This is a genomic window from Streptococcus sp. 27098_8_186 (genome assembly GCF_041432055.1).
In the GTDB taxonomy this organism is placed as follows: domain Bacteria; phylum Bacillota; class Bacilli; order Lactobacillales; family Streptococcaceae; genus Streptococcus; species Streptococcus dentalis.
Genome location: NZ_JAPVYV010000006.1, coordinates 59694 through 81811 on the forward strand (window position 1 = coordinate 59694; position 22118 = coordinate 81811).

Below are 22118 nucleotides of genomic sequence, written 5' to 3' on the forward strand. Positions count from 1 at the left end.
ACAAAGGATTCCCAGGAGGAATACATGACTCAAGGAAAAATTATCAAAGTTTCCGGTCCCTTGGTGGTTGCATCAGGGATGCAGGAGGCCAACATCCAAGACATTTGCCGGGTCGGCGATCTTGGTTTGATTGGCGAAATTATTGAGATGCGGCGGGACGAAGCCTCTATCCAAGTATATGAAGAAACGTCTGGAGTCGGACCAGGTGAACCGGTGGTAACAACCGGAGCTCCCCTTTCTGTTGAATTGGGACCAGGCTTGATCTCTCAGATGTTTGACGGGATCCAACGCCCCTTGGAACGTTTCCAAGAAGTGACTGCCAGTGACTTCCTCGTTCGTGGGGTGCAAGTTCCAAATCTAGATCGGGACACCAAATGGGCCTTCGAGCCAAGTGTGGCAGAAGGGACAGAAGTGGTCGCAGGAGACATCGTCGGTACGGTCCAGGAGACCAATATGGTGGAACACCGCATCATGGTACCCTTTGGTGTGAGTGGACGTGTAACCAAGATCGCAGCAGGTTCTTACACAGTAGAAGAGCCAGTCTATGAGATCGAGCAGGCAGATGGCAGTCTCTTTACTGGTACTTTGATGCAAAAATGGCCAGTTCGTCGAGGCCGTCCCTTTGCACAAAAACTGATTCCAGTAGAGCCTTTGGTCACCGGTCAACGGGTCATCGATACCTTCTTCCCTGTGACTAAGGGTGGAGCTGCAGCTGTTCCTGGTCCTTTCGGAGCTGGAAAGACAGTCGTGCAACACCAGGTGGCTAAGTTTGCCAATGTAGACATCGTAATTTACGTTGGTTGTGGGGAACGTGGAAATGAAATGACGGACGTTCTGAATGAATTTCCAGAATTGATCGATCCAACGACCGGTCAATCCATCATGCAACGGACCGTTCTGATCGCCAACACTTCGAACATGCCAGTAGCGGCGCGTGAAGCTTCCATCTACACAGGGATTACTATTGCCGAATACTTCCGTGATATGGGTTATTCCGTTGCCATCATGGCGGACTCTACTTCTCGTTGGGCAGAAGCTCTCCGTGAAATGTCTGGTCGTCTAGAAGAAATGCCAGGGGATGAAGGCTACCCAGCCTATCTTGGTAGCCGGATCGCCGAATACTACGAGCGTGCAGGTCGGGTCAAGACACTCGGAACCACTGCGCGTGAAGGCTCGATTACCGCTATCGGTGCCGTTTCCCCTCCGGGTGGAGATATTTCAGAGCCTGTAACGCAAAATACCTTGCGGATTGTCAAGGTCTTCTGGGGACTAGATGCTCAATTGGCGCAACGTCGTCACTTCCCGGCCATCAACTGGTTGAGTTCTTATTCCCTTTATCAAGATGAAGTCGGTCGCTATATCGATCTACATGAACAAATCAGCTGGTCTGAAAAAGTGACCCGCGCTATGAATTTGCTTCAAAAGGAAAGTGAATTGCAAGAAATCGTCCGCTTGGTTGGTCTAGATTCCTTGTCTGAAAAAGACCGCTTGACCATGAATGCGGCCAAGATGATCCGTGAAGACTACCTGCAACAAAATGCCTTTGATGAGGTCGATACCTATACCTCTTTCAGCAAGCAGGTGGCCTTGTTGACCAATATTTTGACCTTTGACCAAGAAAGTCAAAAAGCACTAGAATTAGGGGCTTACTTCACAGAAATCATGGAAGGAACCGTGGCTCTTCGAGACCGCATTGCCCGTAGCAAGTTCATCCATGAGGATCAGTTGGCAACCATTCAAGCCCTGAAAGAAGAAATCGTAGAAACCCTACACCAAATCGTCGCAAAAGGAGGAGTAGACAATGAGCGTGATTAAAGAATACCGTACTGTCAGCGAAGTTGTTGGTCCCTTGATGATTGTCGATCAGGTCGAAGGGGTTCACTACAATGAACTAGTAGAAATCAAGCTTCATGACGGAACGACCCGTCAGGGACAAGTCCTCGAAGTCCAAGAAGACAAGGCTATGGTCCAGCTCTTTGAAGGATCTAGCGGGATCAACTTGGAAAAAGCCAAAGTCCGCTTTACCGGACGTCCCCTAGAACTCCCTGTGTCTGAAGACATGGTCGGACGCATCTTTAACGGGATGGGCAAACCCATCGATGGCGGTCCAGAGATTATCCCAGAGAAGTACTTGGACATTGATGGGCAAGCTATTAACCCTGTTTCGCGGGACTATCCGGATGAATTTATCCAGACAGGGATCTCAGCCATTGACCATTTGAATACCTTGGTTCGGGGCCAAAAACTCCCAGTATTCTCAGGTTCTGGTCTTCCTCACAAGGAGTTGGCGGCTCAGATTGCTCGTCAAGCGACGGTTCTTAATTCTGAAGAAAACTTCGCCGTGGTCTTTGCGGCTATGGGAATTACCTTTGAAGAAGCCGAGTTCTTTATGAACGACCTTCGGGAGACAGGTGCAATTGACCGCTCTGTCCTCTTCATCAACCTAGCTAATGACCCAGCTATCGAACGGATTGCCACTCCTCGGATCGCCTTGACAGCCGCCGAATATTTGGCCTATGAAAAAGATATGCACGTCTTGGTTATCATGACGGATATGACCAACTACTGTGAAGCCCTTCGGGAAGTATCCGCTGCCCGCCGGGAGGTTCCAGGACGTCGGGGCTATCCAGGTTACCTCTATACTAACCTCTCAACCCTCTACGAACGTGCAGGACGCTTGGTTGGGAAGAAAGGATCTGTGACTCAGATTCCAATCCTCTCCATGCCAGAAGATGACATCACCCACCCCATCCCTGACTTGACAGGCTACATCACCGAAGGTCAGATTATTCTGTCCCGCGATCTCTACAATAGTGGTTACCGCCCACCGATCAATGTTCTTCCATCCCTTTCTCGTTTGAAGGACAAGGGTTCTGGTGAAGGCAAGACTCGGGAAGACCATGCGGCGACCATGAACCAGCTCTTTGCGGCCTACGCCCAAGGAAAACAAGCCAAAGAACTGGCTGTAGTACTTGGGGAGTCTGCCTTGTCAGATACGGACAAGCTCTATGTCAAATTTACCGATCGCTTTGAGCAGGAATACATCAATCAAGGTTTCACCACTAATCGTACGATTGAGGAAAGTTTGGATCTCGGTTGGGAACTCTTATCCATCCTTCCACGAACAGAGCTTAAACGGATCAAGGATGAGATGATTGACAAGTATCTGCCAAACAAAGAGGATTAGCCTATGGCACGATTAAATGTAAAACCAACTCGGATGGAGCTCAATATTCTCAAAGAGCGCCTCAAGACAGCAACCCGGGGGCATAAGTTGCTCAAGGATAAGCGGGATGAACTCATGCGCCGTTTTATTGAAGCTGTGCGTGAGAATAATCGTCTGCGCCAAAAGGTGGAGGCAGCACTGGTGGGCAATATGCAAGATTTCGTGATGGCCAAGTCCCTAGAGAGTGACCTCATGGTAGAAGAAATCTTTGCTGTACCCACTCGAGAAGTGATGCTCCATATCGAGGAAGAAAATGTCATGAGTGTGCGCGTGCCCAAGCTCCATGCCCGTATCGATAATCCATACGGAGATGATGAAGGGGACGTGGTTTATAGCTACCTTGCCTCCAATAGTCAAATGGACAGCACCATCCAAGAAATGGGGGATCTACTCCCAGATTTGCTCAAGTTAGCGGAAATCGAAAAAAGTTGCCAACTCATGGCAGATGAAATCGAGAAAACCCGCCGTCGAGTGAACGGACTCGAGTATGCGACCATCCCAGATCTCAAAGAGACTATCTATTATATCGAAATGAAACTCGAAGAAGCCGAACGCGCCAACCTCGTCAGAATCATGAAGGTGAAGTAAGATACAAAGCCCGTAAAATGCAAAGTGAAAATAGGAAATTCTTGCAGTGAGCGATGCTCACAAGAGAATTTATCTTTTTCACCCAGCATTTAGGGCGTGTTCAATTCATAAGATACAAAGCCGTTAAGCAACTCAAAGGAAAATAGGGAGCAGGACAGAAGCACTGTTGTATAGAATGCTTCGTTGTCCTGCCCCCACAAGGCTGATTAGGATTTTTCCGAGCTCTTAAAGCGAGAGAAAAATCCAATCAGCTAATGTGCCTTTGAAGTTAGTACTATTACAGTTTGCGTTTTTCACCCAGCATTTAGGGCGTGTTCAATTACTTAAAAAAGACAAGAACCTCATCAAGAAACCATTCCTAGATGAGGTTTTTTGCACCCTCGTACTCTTCTTCCACCACCCTCTTTTTATGTTACTAGTTTGTAACAATGTGACAAGAAAGACGAAATGTTACAAGAAAAATACAGTTTTGTTAAATAGCCCAAAAGTCCTTTTATTATTTTTTAATTGTGATAAGATAGAATAGTAGTTCATTTGTTCAAGAAAATCTTGAGCAAAAAACAAAGAAAAAAGAGGATAAAAGATGAAATTAAAAGTTAATACGAAAGCCTTGATCGCTTCAACAGTAGCTCTTGCAGTGATTCCATTTACAAAAGCCACTGCAGAAACACTTGAAGATTGGGTAGCTCGCTCAGTAGATGAAATCAAACATGATATCCAACAAAGCGGTGAAAACCAACAAACTTATACCATCAAATATGGTGATACATTGAGTTCGATCGCAGAAGCGCTTGGAATCGATGTTCATGTGTTGGCAAACTTGAACAACATCAGCAACATGGATTTGATCTACCCAGGTACTGTTTTGAAAACAACAGTGAATGATCAAAAAGAAGTAACTTCAGTTGAAATCCAAACTCCTCAAGCAGGTGCGACAGATGCAACCGTTGCAAGTGCTGACTTGACAACAAACCAAGTGACAGTTGATGACCAAACAGTTGCTGTCAACGATTTGTCAAAACCAGTTAACGAAGACAACAAAGCTGTTCCAGTTGCTCCAGCAGCGGAAACTCAAGAAGCCCCAGCGGAAGCTCCAGTAGTTGAAGTACCAGCAGCAGAAACACCAGCACAACCAGCTGTTCCAGAAACACCAAACTACGGTGCTCCAGCTGTCAATGTTGAAGTTCAAAATCAAGAAGTAGCGCCAGCTGCTCCTCAATCTGCTCCAGTAGCGGAAACACCTGCTGAAACACCAGCTTCTGCTCCTGAAGCTCCAGCAGAGGAAGCTCCAGCACAACCAGTAGCAGAAACGGCTGCTACACCTGAAGTGCAACCACTAGCATCAACTCCAACAGCTGCAAATGCCACTCCAACTGATCCACACCTTCAACCGCAAGCGGAAGCTTTCCGTCAAGAAATCGCTGCGAAATTCGGTATCACAAATATCGGTGGTTACCGTGAAGGGGATCCAGAAGACCACGGTAAAGGGCTTGCAGTAGACGTAATGGTTCCGACAAGTTCTGAACTTGGAGATCAAGTTGCCCAATATGCAATTGACAACATGGACCGTGCAGGTATCTCATACATCATCTGGAAACAACAATTCTACATGCCAGTCGACAACATTTACGGACCTGCTAACACATGGAACCAAATGCCAGACCGTGGTGGAGATACAGCAAACCACTACGATCACGTACATATCTCATTTAACGGATAATAAAATTTCGAACTAGGACAAGTGCCTAGTTCTTTTTTTGTATGCACAAAAAAGGCCGGAAGACGAATCTTCCAGCCAGACGATGGTTATAAAATATGATCAACTTTTTCCACCTGATAAAGGGCAATCGCCATGATAATGGTTAAGACCAGTAACATAAGAATGGCAGGTGTCCAAGAGTGGAAGAGAGATTTGCTATATCCAAAGAGGATGGGCCCAAAGGCTGCAAAGACGTAGCCTCCTGTTTGGGCAAGACCAGAAAGTTGAGCTGTTTTTTCAGGTGTACTGGATTTCATGGAGAAAGCGACCATGAGGTAAGGGAAGAGCGAACTAACGGAACTTCCAATCAGGGCATTTAATACCAACCAATAGAAGAAGTTGCTGGTCGGGATTAAGAGCATGGCTACCCCCAGAATCCCTGCTCCGACAACAATCGCAAGCATCAAGTGTCGATTGCGATCGGATAACCGTGTGGTTAAACTTGGGATCGTCAAGGAGAATGGGAGACTGATCAGGGTGAACACGGAGGCCAGTAGTCCAGATTCAACCTTTGAAAGGCCAGCTTGAACAGCCATGGTCGGAAGCCAGGTCATACTTGTGTAGAAAAGCAGTGACTGCAAGCCTCCAAAAATCATGATAGCCCAGACATATTTATTGGTATACCACTTGCTACTAGATTCCGTAGTGGTCGTCTTTTTTAGATGGTGGTTGTAGCGAATGTTAGGAATCCAGATGACCAAAGCAAGAGCACACAAGGCTGTCAAGATGTTGACCAAACCTTGCCAAGAAGTGGCTTTGGTGATCGGAACAGCGACAGAAGAGGCGATCGCTGTGGACATCCCCATAGAAGTGATGTACAAAGTGGTCAGAATGCCTAGTTGACGGGGTCTGTTCGCTTGAATCAGGCTTGGAAGCAGCACATTGAGAAAGGCGATGCCAGCTCCAATCAAGATGGTTCCCAGATAGAGGAAGGGGAGGTTGATAATCCGAATGGCAGATCCGATCGTAATCGCGATCAAAACTAGGAGAAAGAGGCGCTCAATCCCCAACCTTTTAGCAAATTGAATCGCAAAAGGTGAGAAAATGGCAAAGGTGAGCAGTGGCAAGCTAGTCAATAGTCCCAGAGAGTTCACATCTACCCCCAAACCAGCAGCGATGTCAGACAAGACCGTCGGAAGCGTAGTAAATGGTGTTCGTAAAACAATCCCAAGCATAATGATGCCCGGGACGAATAACATAGAATGTGTTTTTTTCATAAATCCTCCTCAGACAAAAATTCTCTTCATTATAACACAGATCGAGTATAAATTGGAGTATTGATACAAATGAAGGAGAAGGACCGTAGTTCTCACTGTTGTTCGAACTGCGTCAACGTACCTAAACTCGCTGATGCTCGTAAAGGAATAAGGAACGTAGTTCTCACTACCGTTCGAACTGCATCAACGTACCTAAGCTCACTAACGTTCACTAAGGTACGTAGAGAAAAAGCCACCGGTTTTGGTGGCTCTTATAGGGAGATTATTATGAAAAAGTTTAGGATTTTCTATCAAACAAAGTTAGGAGGTCTTTATTTGATGGTTTTATTATAAGGCGGTTTGCTTAAAGAAAACTTAAGAAAAGACGCTGTTTATAAGAATCGGTCTTAGGTCTGACAAAATGCATTAATCATCATTCCAAACAGTAAAATTACTTATTCCATTCTAAAGATCGTAGTTCTCACTGTCGTTCGAACTGCGTCAACTTACCTAAGTTCGTCTACGCCCCTATTGGACTTGACTCACTAAGGTACGTAGAAAAAAGCCACCGGTTTTGGTGGCTCTTATAGGGAGATTATTATGAAAAAGTTTAGGATTTTCTATCAAACAAAGTTGGGAGGTCTTCATTTGATGGTTTTATTATAAGGCTGATTTCTTAAAGAAAACTTAAGAAAAGACGCTGTTTATAAGAATCGGTCTTAGGTCTGATATTTTTTTACAACAGAAACTATTTAGAATTTTTTCTAAATAGAGTTGACAAACCTATCCGAAAGTACTAGAATCTATTTAGAAAGATTTCTAAATAGATTAGAGGAGATAGAGAATGAATTTTGCGCAAACATTTAAAGCTTTATCGAATCCGATAAGAAGAAGTATCTTAGAACTGCTAAAGGCGGGGAAATTATCTGCTGGAGATATCGCTGGCCACTTTGATGTAGCAGGAGCGACCATTTCCCATCATTTAAGCCTCCTTAAGCAGGCAGATTTAATTCGAGAGGAAAAAGAGAAGAATTTTATCTACCATGAACTCAATACTTCTGTCTTGGAGGATTTAATGGTCTGGCTCGTTGATTTGAAAGGAGACTCTACTGATGAAAACGAATAAAAAACTATTGCTATTAACTTCTATGGTGATCCTTTTCCCCATGCTTTGGGGGCTGATGATTTGGTCGCAATTGCCTAACCAAATCCCGATTCACTTCAATTTTGCTGGCCAGGCCAATAACTTCCAATCGAAACCCCTGGTTGTGTTTGGTCTTCCTATTTTCGATCTCATGGTGCATCTGTTTATGATCTTTATGATCGGACGTGATCCTAAGAATAGCGCTATGAATGAAAAAATGATTAGAGCGATTTACTGGTTGACCCCAATCGTTTCCTTAAGTACCTCCTATCTCATCTATAGCAAGGCGCTAGGATCTACTACCAATCCATCAGTTTTTGTTTCGGCTTTGCTAGGCCTCATCTTTGTGATCATGGGCAATTACATGCCGAAGCTAAAAGTGAACCATACGGTTGGAATCCGTCTGCCTTGGACCTTGCAGAGTGAAGATAACTGGCACAAAACCCATCGCTTGGCAGGGAAGTTGTGGGTCCTCGGAGGGTTAATCCTTCTACTTGAAGCAGGCCTTCAATTCGCGCTTTCTTATGTATTGGTGCTGGTCATCCTCGCCATTGTGTTTATCCCTATGATGTACTCTTATCAATTAAGTCGGAAAAATCGTTAGTATAAAAAACAACCAGAGAAGAAGCAGTCGTGAACTGTTTCTTTTCCGGTTGTTTTTGTTTGTTCATCGTTTCAAATTCAAAACATTCAGGAAAATACTTGTTTTTCGGAAAGTTATACAAAATAGTATGATGGATATGGTTATGATGGATTCATGAATTTTTAAAAGATATCGTAATTTGCTAATATTTAGTGTTATAATGAAATCAATAGAAAGAGGATAAAAAATGTGAGGAATAGACGTAAGTTACAAATGAGAACAGCAAAAGAACAACTTTATAGTGAAAAAAAGAGTTTATGTAAATTAGCTAACACGTACATTGAAAAATTGGGTGTAATTGAGAGTTCTTCTAAACTATTTCAGAAATATAGTCCGTGGGAAGACAAAAATGTAAATCCGCTAATTGATAATTTTTTGGAGTCTTTGAAAAACGACAGTACTACATTTTCTTGGTTGAATATTGAGGAAAATTTGCCCAATAGTACTGAAAAGAGTATTAGATATGGTATTCCAAATCATATAAGAGGAAATATTGATGAAGCAACACTCTTTCTTTGTTTAGTTAATCCTAATATTGCAAAGGTCAAAACCAATCGATCAAGTGGTATTCTCACATATTACAAAAATGCAAGAGAATTAGAAACCAAAGATGATTCTCTAAAAATTATTGATTCGGATGAGAATTTATTGAAGGATGATCAATATTTGAAGAAGCATATTGTGGATGTTGAGGATACCAGTAGCATTCTCTATAATGAGTTGAAAATTGTAAGAGAAACTAAGGTGAAAGAAAATGGTTATTATTTTAGTCATTATTTCCCACACTTTTTAATGGAGTCTTTAAATAGGAAAGGAACTCTAAAAAAGCTGATAGAAACGCTTGATATTGATGAATGGAATCACTTAGAAAAAATATCGAAGCAAATAGCTAATATTGAAGCATTTCCTTTTAGGAGTCAGAATCCAAATTATATTAGTGGCCCTAGAGGAGAAAAAAATTTTACAAACCAGCTGGTCAATTCAGATTCAAAAGTCAGTTTGTTAAGTGCAAGAATTATTATTTGGCGAATAGTCAGCCATATACTTACTTCAAAAAATAAGCCTATTTTTATTTTTAGAAGATTTAATACGTTCTGGTTACCATCTCTATCAAAGGTTTTAAAATATGATCTGGGCTTAACGTCAGAAGAAATAGATAATATCCTGTATGATTTACATGAAGATTATTTTATAACTGTTAGAAAAAAAGAATATGATGGACAAAGTGGTTATTTTGGAAGAAATTTTTGTAAAAATAATTTAAGACTAAGTGATAATGAATTCAAGGATCTGGTTGAAACCACTTTAGGAAAGTATCAAAAAGATAACAATTTGTAATTGTTTAAATATTTTTTGGAAAGTTAAGAATGTCATAAATTTTTAACAAAAAATAAGATGTTCTATCCATTGAAAAAAGAAATTCAATTTACTAGGAGATTATTATGACCAAAAATATTCTACATGCAGCAGGTATCGATAAAAGTAAAAATGAACTATCAAAAATTACTGCTAATGCACTTTTTAATTTTATGAGGGAGTATTCCTATTTAGAGAATATTCTACTTAATATGTATATTTGTCCGAGATATTATCCAGAGGAAGTCGAATATTTAGATCTAAAATATAACTCAGAACCTTTAACTGAATGGTATATCCCTATGACGTGTTTTTGTGATATACCGTTACACCAAATTAGTTATCATGCTGAGGGTAACCCTTTGGATCCTAATGATTTAGGCTATGGGAAGTTTTCAATAGCATTTCACAAAGAATTTGGTATAAAGAAAGGTATTCAACCTATCCATTATTTAAACGAGAATTCAATTAATGTGAAAGAACTAAGTAGTACAATGAATTTTCTGATTGACCAATATTCTTATGAAACAAGTGAAAATGTTGATGTTAGTGTTTTAACAAATTTTATTTTTGAATATATTAAAATAATTAAACCATATTGTGGAGTGATGAAACGTAAAGATCATAATAACAAGACAATAAAGGTTAAGAAAAATTTTCAAGATGAACATGAGTGGAGATATATCCCTAATATTAATCAGGCCGAACTACCTTTAATGCTTATTGATGAGAATAATAAAAAAGCAGAAGAACTGAGCCATATTTATACTGATAGTATTCTAAATACAAAAGAAGGAGTTTTGAAATTTGAAGTTGAGGATATAAGATATATATTTGTAGATAGTGTTCAGAATAGGGATAGATTAATTAACTTTATTAGAAGAAAAAAGAAGGGGAGGAGACTCTCTTTACAAGAAAAAGATGTTTTAATCTCTAAAATAATGGTTTTTGATGAATTAAAGGAGGATTGGTAAATGATTAATTCAAAATTTCAATCAGTCTTTTCAAAAAGTGATTCTAAGAAAATTAAGGCTCCTAGAGCTTTAAAAAAGCATTTAAACGAAAATGCCCCCAAAGGTTATTCATATGAATTACTTGAGGGCAGCAAAGATATATACGTTTTACGGCCTAAAAGTAATAAAGAAAAAAATAGCTTTCAAATAAGAATAAAGTTTCCATTAATATTTGAAGGTATAGAAATTAAAAGTATCGAAGAATTACTTGAAGCTATGTACCGAACACAAAAATGTTTTAAATTAGATGAAGAATTACAAAATGATCCTCCGACCATTATTCATATAGGTGGTGATAAGATTCTTAATCAATTTATTGCTTCAACAGAAGAATTTCCTGAATTACCTTCTTTGAAAATTAAAGTGGGAGGAAATGAAGTTGAGGTACCTATTAAAAGGATTCCATATCCAAGTCTTGATGAATTAAAAATAGTTTCAGATAAGAACAGTCTTTTCAAAGTAGAAATGTTGATTAATGAAAGTTCAAGTGTAATGGAACTTACTGTGAACTTAAATTATGATATCATTGAAACTGTAGATCAATATTTCGATAATTTTGGGTATATTAGTTCTTTTAATAAAGAAGGTGTAACTATATTTGGTAAAGTTTTTCTTCCAGAAAAACATCAAACAAATGTATTTGAAAAAAACAACGAATTCTTAAATGCATTAAGAAAACTACAAGAATATTTTGGAATTAAGTTTAATTTTCCCCATGAATTAGAGAAGGATGATATTTATTATACTCAAATATTATTTGAATCTTTTGTAAATAACAGAATGGTATCCATTGGAAATAATGATCAAGTTAGTTTTCTATTTGAAAAAGAAAAATTTGATTTTAGTAACCCTTATTTAGAAAAAGATAAAGAACTAGGTGTGGTTCTTCATAATGAATTATCACTAGAGTTGTTTGGTACAAATATCAAAATAATGGAGTACAAAGTTTATCCTAGAATGAATTTTGAAAAAATAATAACTGAGAATGAAGAAGTGAGAGTTATATTTAATCTACCTCCTAATAGCAGATATTATATAAGATACTACCCTGATGCAATATGTGAAGATGAAACAAAAGAAATTGACAACCTATTATTTGAGTTGACTAAAACTGCAATTGAAATTGAAAGAATCAACTTCTCTTAAAATGTAACCAGCGTGTAATAAGGGATTATGTTATATAGTCTGATACGGTCGAAATCATTTTAATTATCTACAACAAACAGAAATGTAAATTTCCCTTTTTTAATGAAACTTATATAAATTTTATGAAATAATAGCGCAGAAATTAGCTATTGAAAGTTGATATAAAGTTATTCTTTAACTGTATGAAATTTAACCTTGTCAAACCAGGTCTTAAGAAAGCTCGTAAAGCATCACAATTATCAAAACGTTAATCAACACGCTTATATCAACGTTTACAGACATTTAAGAAATTTCTCTTGGATGTCTTTTTTTGTCTAGCTAAATTTTACAAATTGGGCAATTTAGGTTACTCAATAATATAAAAAAGATAAAAATTTAAAGTTCGAATTTTAATTTTAAAAAAAGTAATTATTATTGAATATCTGTTCAAACATTTTTTCTTTTCTAAGGTTAATATAAGTATATATACTTTAAAAAAGGAAGTCAAACATCTTGCTCATAGATTTTTGCATTTTTAAAAGATACATTTTGTCATATAATAATGTGGAAAATTGACGGATTCCTTAAATAATCATATAATATGAAAATGTAAACCCTTACATACTATTCTACTTATACTTGATAAAATGCAAGTTCTTGAGGATCTATAAATATATAGACACTCTTCTATTTATAAAGTGAAATAAAGAATCACGGAGAAAGTTTATGGATATTAAAGAGACATTCAACCAGCTAGACAATACAAAATTTAATGATTTCAATAATCGCCTTGAAGGTTTTGAGAAACTTTTTAAAGACAAATATTATTTTACCCATCCCGAAGATTTTAGCTCAATCTTTAGCATTTTGGTAAAGTATGGAAAAAGTACAAGTAAATATATTTTATCGAAAGGAGAGATATATGAGTGAAATAGTTATTAATGCTCAGAATTTATCTAAAAATTTTTATAATTTTGATTCAAGACTCCCATTTATCAAGAGATTTTTGAAACGTAATCAAATAACGATTCGAGCTGTTCAAGATATTAGTTTTACGATTAAGAGAGGGAGTATAGTTGGCTTTATTGGGAGTAATGGAGCTGGTAAATCCACAACGATTAAAATGTTGACTGGGACTCTTTATCCTAGTTCCGGAAAATTAGAAGTGAATGGAGAAATTCCATTTAAAAGAAGTATAAATTTTAGAAAAAAAATTTCAATAGTAGTAGGAAATAAATTACAGTTATTTCAAGATGTTTCGGCTATGGATTATTTTCAATTGATTGGTACTTTATATGAGGTAGAACCGGCGATTTTACAAGAACGAATTCAGGAATTAAGCAATTTGTTGAATGTAAAAGATCAGCTTTACCAGCAGGTCCGGACCCTCTCTCTTGGACAAAAAATGAAAATGGAGTTTATCGCGGCATCTTTAACAAGTCCGGAAATATTATTTTTAGACGAGCCTACTATAGGGTTAGATATACAGTCTAAAAAAGATATCAGAACATTTTTAAAGAAAATGAATGAAGAATGTCATACTACTATTATTTTAACGAGTCATGATATGGATGATATTTCGTCTGTTTGTGACGAATTAATCGTCATTGACAAAGGAAAAATTATTTTGCAGGAGTCAATGGATGTTATTTTATCTAAATTTTCTGATTTTAAATATTTAAAGATAAAAATGACATTAGATTTGGTACCAGAGTTATGCTCTGTTAAAGGAGTAGTAGTCATTTCTCAAACAAAATCGGAATGTATACTAAAAATACCTAGAGATTTTGTCTTTGAGACATTAGAATCAATCAATAAGCTTGTAGATATAGAAGATTTTGAAATATCAAATCTTTCTTTAGAAGAAATTATTTTACAAAACTATTTTACAAAAAAGGAGCACAATTGAAAAAAGAAATGTCTATTATTCTGATATCATTTCGATCTATTTTGAACTATAAATCAAGTGTACTATTGTTAATGTTACAGGCAAGTATACAAATTATGATATCAGTATTTTTATGGACGTATATATATCAGAGTAACCAGATAAATATAGCAGGATATGATTTTACCTCAATGGTTCAATACTATTTGGGGACTATAATTTTTTCATATTTTGTTTTTTATCCAGTTGATTGGGAAATCAATGACGATGTTCATTCAGGAAATTTTTTTAGCATATTAATAAAACCTGTTACTTTTTATAAGTATTATTTTTGTAAAATGCTTGGAGATAGGCTTGCTCATTTATTATTTATCATCATTCCTGTCATTTTATTCTCCAGTGTTTATTACAAGAATGAGTTATTAACCATTGAAATTCTTATTTTAGGAAGTATTGCAATTATTCTATCTATGGTTCTATGGTTTTTAATATCATGTTGTGTAGGTATGCTTTCTTTTTGGTTAGAAAATATATTTTTTGTCCTTACTGTTAAAGAAATAGTAATTCAGTTTTTATCAGGAATATTATTGCCTTTAAGTTTTTTTTCAAATAATTTTCGTCTGTTTTTAGATGTATTACCTTTTAAATACTTAGTATATGAACCGCTTCAGATGTTTAGTAATGATACATATAAATTAATAGACTATTTGAGAATTATTTGTATTCAATTGATTTGGTGCATCATTTTTTATATTATATCAAGATTCATATTGAGAAAAGGAGTGGAGCACTTCTCAAATGTGGGAGGATAAAATGTTTAGAATAAAAGTAATTTTTAGGCTACTTCATTTTGGTTTTAAATCTGATATGAATTTTCATTTTGACTTCTTTTGTGGTCTATTTTCGTCGATACTGTGGATTGGTTTACCTATTGTATTTTTTAGATTGATTTTCTTAAACATAGACTCTTTTAATGGTTGGGACTATTATCAAATTTTATTTTTGGTAGGTTCCTACACTATTGTAGATGGAGTTATGATGGGATTGTTAATTAGAAGTATGGGAATTTTAGAATCAGATATTTTGAGTGGTAACTTGGATCAAATTTTATTGAGGCCGTTTGATACTCAGTTGTTCTATATTTTTAGATCATTTAATTTAGTTCAATTCGTGAATACTTTTTTTGGTCTTGCGATCATTTTTATAAGTTATGGAAATTTAAATGTACATTTAAATTCATTAAAAATATTATTTTATATCCTTTCTTTAATGTGTGGTTGTATTATATATTATTCAATTTGGTTTCTAATAACGATTAGTTCATTTTGGTTCCCAACTAAATTTTCAAAAGTAGATGTATTTTTGAATTATATTGGAATTTCTAAGTATCCATATAATATTTTTACAGGTATTAACAGATTGATCACTATGTTATTTGTTCCCAATTTATTAATTGCCAATCCTGCAGTATTAATATTTTTAGGGAAAGATACATTGAACCTATTTTTCTATCAAATAGTTTTTACAGTTTTTTTGATTATTATCAGTCGTACAATTTTTAGAAAAGGATTGAAAAAATATGAAAGTGCAGGAAGATAAACAATGTTGTTCAGTTATATGTTTGACTAAAGGAAGTGATTCGCTGTACTTTGTTTTGTGGTCATTGAAACATCAGATAATTATAAACTATAATTTAAAGAATAGTATTATTAACTTATAGGTGCTAAGAAAAAATTTAAAGAAATTCCCTCATTCAATCAAACTTATTCATATTTTTTAAAATAAGAAAATAGTTGGATTTTGATGATGGTTGATATAAAGCTAAACTGAAAGTACCTGAAATCCAACTGTGTCAAACCAGGTCATACGATCTGTGAGAAAAAGAACACATAACAAAAAGAGGAGCTTCACAATAAAGTTCCTCTTCTTTTATATATCCGAATCATTATTCTTATTTCAAAAAAGGTAGTGAAAAAGGTAGTGATTCGGTTGATTTATATTGCAATGTAGTGAAATTTAGAATTTCAAGAATCGCTTAAAATCAAGGTTTCTAACATCTATTGACGTGTAGTGAACCCCTATTTCACCTCTGTAAACACAACGTGTTTGCGAAGTTTTGGTGAGTATTTCTTCAATTGAAGACGGTCTGGAGTGTTACGTTTGTTTTTAGAAGTAAGGTACAAGCGTTCACCAGATTCTTTGTGTTCAAGTGTAATATTTACGCGCATGGTATCTCCCTTCTATTATTCAGCTGATGCAGCTTTAGCGATCTTACGTCCTTTGTAGTATCCTTTAAGTGATACACGGTGTGAACGTGAGTAATCTCCAGTTGCTTCGTCAAAGTTTACAGATGGAGCTGTTACTTTGTAGTGCGTACGACGTTTGTTTTTCTTCGCTTTTGATGTGCGACGTGCAGGTACTGCCATTTCGTTTTTCTCCTTTTAAGATATAAATTCAATTAGGTTTGATTTTCATCAACTTTAACAGTATAACAAAACTTTTTTGTAAAGTAAAGTTACTTGACAAAAAATTGTTAAAAAAATCTCCCGCCCCATCAAATGGAACAGGAGTTCTCCTTAAAGGTCTATTTCAAATGGCTCATCAATCGTTTCCGAAACGTATTTGCCATCCTTTTTTCGTTGTTTGACACATTCTGTCAGCAGGTACTCGATCTGCCCATTGACCGATCGAAAGTCATCTTCTGCCCATGATGCGATAGCAGCATATAACTTGGCTGACAATCTAAGTGGAATCTGTTTTTTCTTTTGGTCAGCCATTCTTAATAGAGACTTCCCGTATTAACAATTGGTTGTGCATCATGATTGCCACAGAGAACGACAAGAAGGTTCGAAACCATGGCAGCCTTCCGTTCTTCGTCTAGCTCTACAATCTCTCCTTCGCTCAGGCGTTCAAGGGCCATTTCAACCATCCCAACTGCTCCGTCGACAATCATCTTCCGCGCATCGATAATGGCAGAAGCTTGTTGGCGTTGAAGCATGACAGCTGCTATTTCTGGAGCATAGGCCAAGTAGGTAATACGAGCTTCAAGAATTTCGAGCCCAGCATCTTTTACACGTGCTTGAATCTCTTCTCGAATACGACTGGCCACAATTTCACTGGAACCTCTTAGACTACCCTCATCTGCCTGGCCGTCTCCTGTCGTATCGACATTAGGAGCTACATCATAAGGATAGATGCGGACAATATTACGAAGAGCACTATCACACTGCAATGAGAGATATTCTTTGTAGTTATCCACATTGAAGACTGCTTTAGCCGTATCCACTACACGCCAAGTGACTGCAATACCGATTTCTACAGGATTTCCCAAACAGTCATTAATCTTCTGACGAGAGTTATTCAAGGTCATCACTTTTAAGGAAATATTCTTTTTACCTGTCTCGATAGAAATATTGTTACCTTCTGCTGTTTTTCTGACAGACATGGGTGACTTGGTGGTGACATCACCACTTTGGCCCAAGCGGGTGTTATTGGCAGGATTGACAGCGACACAGAAGGTATTGACAAAGTAAATACCCGCTTCTCGAATGGTTCCAATATAGTTCCCAAACAAGGTCAAAACCAAGGCCTCTTGCGGTTTAATAATTTTGATCCCCGCATAGCACACCAGACTAGCAATAAAGAGAAAAATACAGGTAATAACTGCAATCGCAAGTGGAAAACCTTCTGGTAGACTAGCAATCGCACTAATAAAGGCTAAAACTAAGACAAGATCCCCAACTAGCAAGCCTATAAGGGCAGCTAAGCCGTTTTTCTTTTGGGTTAAAATTTTTTCTTCCATGGGATGAACCCTTCTTTCTTTGTGATATCTAAATGATATCACTTTGCTTACAAAAGTCAAGATATAACTGTAAATTATTTTAGCAAGAAACCGAGCAAGCTGAATTGTCTGAAAATTCAAGAATTTTCTTCTGTCGTTGGGCCTTCTTTTATGCTATAATGGTAAAAAATGGAACGAGAGGAATGACATGACAGAATTAGACAAACGCCATCGTAGTAGTGTCTACGACAGCATGGTTAAATCACCTAATCGGGCTATGCTTCGAGCAACTGGGATGACAGATGAAAACTTTGAAAAACCAATCGTAGGGGTAATCTCTACTTGGGCTGAAAACACACCTTGTAATATGCACCTCCATGATTTTGGGAAATTGGCCAAAGAAGGTGTAAAAGATGCAGGAGCTTGGCCAGTCCAATTCGGAACCATTACGGTTGCGGATGGGATTGCTATGGGAACGCCTGGGATGCGCTTCTCCTTGACTTCTCGTGATATCATAGCAGACTCTATCGAAGCTGCTATGGGCGGTCACAACGTGGATGCCTTTGTAGCCATCGGGGGTTGTGACAAGAACATGCCTGGTTCGATGATTGCCATTGCCAATATGGATATCCCTGCGATCTTCGCTTATGGTGGTACCATTGCTCCTGGTAATCTGAACGGCAAGGATATCGACTTGGTTTCTGTTTTCGAAGGGATCGGGAAATGGAACCACGGTGATATGACTGCTGAAGAAGTGAAGCAACTAGAATGTAATGCCTGCCCTGGCCCTGGTGGCTGTGGTGGTATGTATACGGCCAACACCATGGCGACAGCGATCGAGGTCCTTGGTATGAGCTTGCCAGGTTCCTCTTCTCACCCTGCTGAATCAGCTGATAAAAAAGCCGATATCGAAGAAGCAGGTCGTGCAGTTGTCAAAATGCTTGAAATGGGACTGAAGCCATCTGATATCTTGACTCGTGAAGCCTTTGAAGATGCGATTACCGTGACCATGGCGCTTGGTGGTTCTACCAATGCCACTCTGCACTTGCTCGCGATTGCTCACGCAGCCAATGTGGACTTGACCCTTGAAGACTTCAATGATTTCCAAGAGCGCGTGCCTCACTTGGCAGACTTAAAACCTTCTGGTCAATACGTCTTCCAAGACCTTTACAATGTCGGTGGTGTGCCAGCCGTCATGAAATACCTTCTTAAGAATGGTTTCCTTCATGGGGATCGCATCACCTGTACTGGTAAAACAGTAGCTGAAAACTTAGAAGCCTTTGCTGATTTGACACCAGGTCAAAAAGTTATCATGCCACTTGAAAATCCAAAACGTGCGGATGGTCCATTAATCATCTTGAAAGGGAACTTGGCTCCAGAAGGGGCGGTTGCCAAAGTATCAGGTGTGAAAGTTCGTAACATCACTGGTCCTGCTAAGGTCTTTGACTCAGAAGAAGCTGCCATTGAAGCGGTTCTTTCGGATGAAATCGTGGATGGCGACGTTGTTGTTGTTCGTTTCGTAGGTCCTAAGGGTGGTCCTGGTATGCCGGAAATGCTGTCTCTGTCATCTATGATCGTTGGGAAAGGCCAAGGAGACAAGGTAGCCCTCTTGACAGACGGGCGCTTCTCAGGTGGGACTTATGGTCTCGTTGTTGGTCACATTGCGCCTGAAGCTCAGGTCGGTGGTCCGATTGCCTACCTCCACACAGGAGATCTGGTAACGGTTGATCAAGATACCAAAGAAATCACCATGCACGTCTCAGACGAAGAGTTGGCGAAACGGAAAGCTGAAACAACCTTGCCACCACTGTATAGCCGTGGGGTTCTGGGTAAATACGCCCACATCGTTTCTTCAGCATCACGTGGTGCAGTGACCGACTTCTGGAATATGGAACAGTCTGGTAAACAATAATTGCAAGGACGATTTCGTCGCCCCACCTCCGCACAGTTGAGTAGGGCTGTAAAAGCTGATGAAATCAGCGTAGTAGAGCCCACTCAACCACTGCGTCTTGCTCGACAATCCAAAAACAATTGAGAGGCTAGGACTTTTGTCCCAGCCTCTTTTTTTGGCTCAAAGTAGCTATTTTCGACCCTGTCGCTGAAACGTATGAATATTACTTTTTGGTGGATTTGAGTGTATCATCTGTCATTTTTTCTTGTAAATCAGTCTATAATTTGCTATAATTGTGACTAATCGAATCAATCCTTTAATACTGTCCAGAGAGGCAGGCAAGGAGCTATGGAAATGAAAGGTCTGGGAAAACCAGCCTATATTTTGTGTATCTCCTTGTTGTGGGGGATTTTTTTGTATATTGAAAAGTGGTTTGATAAAAAAAGAAATCGTCGATGATGGAAGTAGGGAGTGCATCCTTACGATTTGGTCATCGAGGGTAGACGTTTTTGTTCAGCCATAGCTTGTCGCATCTTAATTTTAGGAGGTTTTTACGATCGTGAATGACGTTAAATATGATGTGAATGATATGCCAAAACCTGGTTTATTGATTGGTTTATCTTTCCAGCATTTGTTTGCCATGTTTGGGGCGACAGTGCTGGTGCCGATTTTGGTTGGGATTGATCCTGCCATTGCTTTGTTCTCATCTGGTTTGGGAACCTTGGCTCACTTAACCGTTACCAAGTATAAGATTCCAGCCTACATGGGATCTAGTTTTGCTTATATTGCAGCGATGCAAATGCTGATGAAGTCAGATGGGATCGCGGCAGTTGCCCAGGGTGCTATGGCGGGTGGTTTGGTCTACTTGTTTGTAGCTCTGATTGTTAAGCATGCGGGTAAAGATTGGATTAATAAGGTCCTTCCACCAATCGTGGTTGGTCCCATTATCATGGTCATTGGTTTGAGTCTTGCGGCAAATGCAGTCACTGATGCGACAACCTTAAATAAAAGCTATAGTGGTTATGCTCTATTGATTTCGATGGTGACCCTCTTTGCGGTTATCCTCTTTAACATGTATGGCAAGAAGATTGTCGGTGTCGTCCCAATTTTACTTGGATTAATTGTGGGCTATATTTTCTCATTGGTTCTTGGTTTGATGACAGGACATAGTTTTGTCAATTTCTCAGAGGTAAGTGCGGCGCATTGGATTCAAGTTCCAAACTTTGACATTCCATTTGTGGATTATAGCTTTAAGCTCTATCCAAGTGCGATTTTGACCATGGCTCCGATTGCCTTTGTGACCATGACGGAACATTTTGGCCACCTCATGGTTTTAAATAGTTTGACTGAGCGTGATTACTTCAAGGATCCAGGGCTAGACCATACGCTTACTGGTGATGGCTTGGCACAGATTATTGCTGGATTCTTTGGAGCTCCTCCGGTAACTTCTTATGGGGAAAACATTGGGGTGATGGCCCTTAGTAAGGTCTACTCAGTTTACGTTATTTCAGGCGCAGCAGTGATTGCGGTTGTCATGAGCTTTATTGGGAAGCTATCAGCACTCTTGCACTCTATTCCAACTCCTGTATTGGGAGGTTTGTCTATTGCCCTCTTTGGGGTTATCGCTGCTAGCGGTTTGAAAATTTTAGTTGAACATAAGATTGATTTTGATAATAAAAAGAATCTCTTGATTGCAAGTGTGATCTTGGTATCAGGGATCGGTGGTTTGATGATTGACCTCGGTGGTCTTCAAATCACGGGTGTCGCAACGTCAACCATTCTTGGAATTGTGTTGTATCAAATCCTTCCAGAACCAAAAGCTGATGAGGCTTAGTCCATTCTGGTAGTGAAAAAGTTTGAATGGATTTAAACATTATAAAAACGAGGAACAAACTCTGATGGCAGAGTTGGTGTTCCTCGTTTTTTTATTATGGATTGGATTTCCAAAGAGGCTTTCCTTCATTAGTTGACTGTGTTTCTTAAATGGTAATGATTGTTATCGTGGTGGAAGGCCAAGGGCGATGCGCCCGTATCGGCTGATTCGTGTAATTTTCCAAGCGGGTGACCAAGTTACTTCAACCTTGACATCTTCGATCCCCTCGATTTCTTTTAGGCGAGCGACGATTTCGATCGGAAGGCTCTCAGCACAGCTACAAGCCGTATCGGTAAAGGTCATAACCACCTTGCAAGTGCCGGCTTCATCTAGATGGATCTCGTAGATCAGTCCTAGGTTATATACATCTAACTCAACATCGGTATCAAATACAAGCTCCAATTTTTCGATTAACGGCTTCTCTAGTGCCAGGGCGCGGTCATTGATTTTGATATCCTCTCTCATCGCAAGATCCTTTCAGTGTAGTATGGCTTCCATTTTCTCATAATTCGGCTGATAAGGCAAGAAGAGAAAGAGGTTTTGAACGTGTCGAACGAAGGAAATTCGGTCCAGCCTCCATTTCTCTTCGAATTTGTGGTAAAATAGAGGCAAAAGTAAGACAAAGGATGAAGGCT

At 38.7% G+C, this 22118-nt stretch carries 21 protein-coding genes; 15 read left to right on the plus strand and 6 right to left on the minus strand.

Annotation, left to right across the window (positions count from 1 at the left end; translation table 11 throughout):
- The first annotated feature begins 24 nt into the window (after positions 1-24).
- The 4 genes from O3602_RS06750 to O3602_RS06765 all read left to right on the plus strand — a co-directional run bounded on the left by O3602_RS06750 (position 25) and on the right by O3602_RS06765 (position 5534).
- Positions 25-1815, plus strand: coding sequence for a V-type ATP synthase subunit A (locus O3602_RS06750; protein ID WP_061455900.1), 1791 nt, complete (start codon positions 25-27; stop codon positions 1813-1815).
- Complete coding sequence (locus O3602_RS06755) at positions 1802-3187, plus strand: V-type ATP synthase subunit B (protein WP_003002370.1); 1386 nt, start codon at positions 1802-1804, stop codon at positions 3185-3187. The genes O3602_RS06750 and O3602_RS06755 overlap by 14 nt, the downstream gene beginning before the upstream one ends.
- Before the next feature lie 3 nt (positions 3188-3190).
- The gene (locus tag O3602_RS06760; RefSeq protein ID WP_003002380.1) at positions 3191-3814 is read left to right on the plus strand and encodes a V-type ATP synthase subunit D; all 624 of its coding nucleotides are present in this window, start codon (positions 3191-3193) and stop codon (positions 3812-3814) included.
- Positions 3815-4397: 583 nt separating this feature from the next.
- Positions 4398-5534 (plus strand): LysM peptidoglycan-binding domain-containing protein, encoded by a 1137-nt coding sequence (locus O3602_RS06765; RefSeq protein ID WP_371611406.1) that lies wholly within the window; start codon positions 4398-4400, stop codon positions 5532-5534.
- An 86-nt stretch (positions 5535-5620) separates the two neighbouring features.
- On the opposite strand, the gene O3602_RS06770 is transcribed toward O3602_RS06765, so the two are convergent.
- Positions 5621-6790 (minus strand): MFS transporter, encoded by a 1170-nt coding sequence (locus O3602_RS06770; RefSeq protein WP_195190050.1) that lies wholly within the window; start codon positions 6788-6790, stop codon positions 5621-5623.
- An 823-nt stretch (positions 6791-7613) separates the two neighbouring features.
- On the opposite strand from O3602_RS06770, the gene O3602_RS06775 reads away from it, so the two are divergent.
- From O3602_RS06775 to O3602_RS06815, 9 genes are all read left to right on the plus strand, one after another.
- Entirely contained in the window at positions 7614-7895 is a 282-nt protein-coding gene (locus tag O3602_RS06775; RefSeq protein ID WP_371611407.1) for an autorepressor SdpR family transcription factor, read from the plus strand.
- Entirely contained in the window at positions 7882-8517 is a 636-nt protein-coding gene (locus tag O3602_RS06780; protein ID WP_003013944.1) for an SdpI family protein, read from the plus strand. The genes O3602_RS06775 and O3602_RS06780 overlap by 14 nt, the downstream gene beginning before the upstream one ends.
- A gap of 252 nt (positions 8518-8769) precedes the next feature.
- Positions 8770-9894 (plus strand): hypothetical protein, encoded by a 1125-nt coding sequence (locus tag O3602_RS06785; protein ID WP_050807270.1) that lies wholly within the window; start codon positions 8770-8772, stop codon positions 9892-9894.
- A 104-nt stretch (positions 9895-9998) separates the two neighbouring features.
- Positions 9999-10886 (plus strand): abortive phage resistance protein AbiGI, encoded by an 888-nt coding sequence (gene abiGI, locus O3602_RS06790; protein WP_003014061.1) that lies wholly within the window; start codon positions 9999-10001, stop codon positions 10884-10886.
- On the plus strand, positions 10887-12071 hold the full coding sequence (locus O3602_RS06795) for an abortive infection system toxin AbiGii family protein (protein WP_003013866.1): 1185 nt from the start codon (positions 10887-10889) through the stop codon (positions 12069-12071). It abuts the gene before it with no gap.
- Positions 12072-12776: 705 nt separating this feature from the next.
- Positions 12777-12980, plus strand: coding sequence for a hypothetical protein (locus tag O3602_RS06800; protein ID WP_003010127.1), 204 nt, complete (start codon positions 12777-12779; stop codon positions 12978-12980).
- Positions 12973-13959 carry an ATP-binding cassette domain-containing protein gene (locus O3602_RS06805; protein ID WP_003010129.1) on the plus strand — a complete coding sequence of 329 codons (987 nt, stop codon included), beginning with the start codon at positions 12973-12975 and terminating at the stop codon, positions 13957-13959. Before O3602_RS06800 ends, O3602_RS06805 begins: the two co-directional genes overlap by 8 nt.
- Positions 13956-14750, plus strand: coding sequence for an ABC-2 family transporter protein (locus O3602_RS06810; protein ID WP_003013825.1), 795 nt, complete (start codon positions 13956-13958; stop codon positions 14748-14750). The genes O3602_RS06805 and O3602_RS06810 overlap by 4 nt, the downstream gene beginning before the upstream one ends.
- Before the next feature lies 1 nt (position 14751).
- Positions 14752-15537: an ABC transporter permease gene (locus O3602_RS06815; RefSeq protein ID WP_003013947.1), complete on the plus strand. Its 786-nt coding sequence runs from the start codon at positions 14752-14754 to the stop codon at positions 15535-15537.
- A 479-nt stretch (positions 15538-16016) separates the two neighbouring features.
- On the opposite strand, the gene rpmG is transcribed toward O3602_RS06815, so the two are convergent.
- From rpmG to O3602_RS06835, 4 genes are all read right to left on the minus strand, one after another.
- The gene (gene rpmG / locus O3602_RS06820; protein ID WP_001265622.1) at positions 16017-16166 is read right to left on the minus strand and encodes a 50S ribosomal protein L33; all 150 of its coding nucleotides are present in this window, start codon (positions 16164-16166) and stop codon (positions 16017-16019) included.
- 15 nt (positions 16167-16181) lie between these two features.
- Positions 16182-16364: a 50S ribosomal protein L32 gene (gene rpmF, locus O3602_RS06825; protein ID WP_003009516.1), complete on the minus strand. Its 183-nt coding sequence runs from the start codon at positions 16362-16364 to the stop codon at positions 16182-16184.
- A 150-nt stretch (positions 16365-16514) separates the two neighbouring features.
- Positions 16515-16715 carry a PTS ascorbate transporter subunit IIC gene (locus O3602_RS06830; RefSeq protein WP_003011522.1) on the minus strand — a complete coding sequence of 67 codons (201 nt, stop codon included), beginning with the start codon at positions 16713-16715 and terminating at the stop codon, positions 16515-16517.
- Positions 16716-16717: 2 nt separating this feature from the next.
- Positions 16718-17740: an SPFH domain-containing protein gene (locus O3602_RS06835; RefSeq protein ID WP_371611408.1), complete on the minus strand. Its 1023-nt coding sequence runs from the start codon at positions 17738-17740 to the stop codon at positions 16718-16720.
- Positions 17741-17927: 187 nt separating this feature from the next.
- Between O3602_RS06835 and ilvD the strand changes: the two genes are divergently transcribed.
- Together ilvD and O3602_RS06845 are read left to right on the plus strand one after the other, a co-directional pair.
- Positions 17928-19631 carry a dihydroxy-acid dehydratase gene (ilvD, locus tag O3602_RS06840; protein ID WP_195190054.1) on the plus strand — a complete coding sequence of 568 codons (1704 nt, stop codon included), beginning with the start codon at positions 17928-17930 and terminating at the stop codon, positions 19629-19631.
- 538 nt (positions 19632-20169) lie between these two features.
- On the plus strand, positions 20170-21444 hold the full coding sequence (locus O3602_RS06845; RefSeq protein WP_371611409.1) for a uracil-xanthine permease family protein: 1275 nt from the start codon (positions 20170-20172) through the stop codon (positions 21442-21444).
- Positions 21445-21606: 162 nt separating this feature from the next.
- Here the strand turns inward: O3602_RS06845 and O3602_RS06850 are convergent, their stop codons facing one another.
- Positions 21607-21948: a metal-sulfur cluster assembly factor gene (locus O3602_RS06850; protein WP_003010891.1), complete on the minus strand. Its 342-nt coding sequence runs from the start codon at positions 21946-21948 to the stop codon at positions 21607-21609.
- Positions 21949-22118: the final 170 nt, after the last annotated feature.

Excerpts from the sequence above, each read along its gene's own strand:
- O3602_RS06750 (WP_061455900.1), top strand. The coding sequence starts at position 25 with ATGACTCAAGGAAAAATTATCAAAGTTTCCGGTCCCTTGGTGGTTGCA.
- O3602_RS06755 (WP_003002370.1), top strand. The coding sequence starts at position 1,802 with ATGAGCGTGATTAAAGAATACCGTACTGTCAGCGAAGTTGTTGGTCCC.
- O3602_RS06760 (WP_003002380.1), top strand. The coding sequence starts at position 3,191 with ATGGCACGATTAAATGTAAAACCAACTCGGATGGAGCTCAATATTCTC.
- O3602_RS06765 (WP_371611406.1), top strand. The coding sequence starts at position 4,398 with ATGAAATTAAAAGTTAATACGAAAGCCTTGATCGCTTCAACAGTAGCT.
- O3602_RS06770 (WP_195190050.1), bottom strand. The coding sequence starts at position 6,790 with ATGAAAAAAACACATTCTATGTTATTCGTCCCGGGCATCATTATGCTT.
- O3602_RS06775 (WP_371611407.1), top strand. The coding sequence starts at position 7,614 with ATGAATTTTGCGCAAACATTTAAAGCTTTATCGAATCCGATAAGAAGA.
- O3602_RS06780 (WP_003013944.1), top strand. The coding sequence starts at position 7,882 with ATGAAAACGAATAAAAAACTATTGCTATTAACTTCTATGGTGATCCTT.
- O3602_RS06785 (WP_050807270.1), top strand. The coding sequence starts at position 8,770 with ATGAGAACAGCAAAAGAACAACTTTATAGTGAAAAAAAGAGTTTATGT.
- abiGI (WP_003014061.1), top strand. The coding sequence starts at position 9,999 with ATGACCAAAAATATTCTACATGCAGCAGGTATCGATAAAAGTAAAAAT.
- O3602_RS06795 (WP_003013866.1), top strand. The coding sequence starts at position 10,887 with ATGATTAATTCAAAATTTCAATCAGTCTTTTCAAAAAGTGATTCTAAG.
- O3602_RS06800 (WP_003010127.1), top strand. The coding sequence starts at position 12,777 with ATGGATATTAAAGAGACATTCAACCAGCTAGACAATACAAAATTTAAT.
- O3602_RS06805 (WP_003010129.1), top strand. The coding sequence starts at position 12,973 with ATGAGTGAAATAGTTATTAATGCTCAGAATTTATCTAAAAATTTTTAT.
- O3602_RS06815 (WP_003013947.1), top strand. The coding sequence starts at position 14,752 with ATGTTTAGAATAAAAGTAATTTTTAGGCTACTTCATTTTGGTTTTAAA.
- rpmG (WP_001265622.1), bottom strand. The coding sequence starts at position 16,166 with ATGCGCGTAAATATTACACTTGAACACAAAGAATCTGGTGAACGCTTG.
- rpmF (WP_003009516.1), bottom strand. The coding sequence starts at position 16,364 with ATGGCAGTACCTGCACGTCGCACATCAAAAGCGAAGAAAAACAAACGT.
- O3602_RS06830 (WP_003011522.1), bottom strand. The coding sequence starts at position 16,715 with ATGGCTGACCAAAAGAAAAAACAGATTCCACTTAGATTGTCAGCCAAG.
- O3602_RS06835 (WP_371611408.1), bottom strand. The coding sequence starts at position 17,740 with ATGGAAGAAAAAATTTTAACCCAAAAGAAAAACGGCTTAGCTGCCCTT.
- ilvD (WP_195190054.1), top strand. The coding sequence starts at position 17,928 with ATGACAGAATTAGACAAACGCCATCGTAGTAGTGTCTACGACAGCATG.
- O3602_RS06850 (WP_003010891.1), bottom strand. The coding sequence starts at position 21,948 with ATGAGAGAGGATATCAAAATCAATGACCGCGCCCTGGCACTAGAGAAG.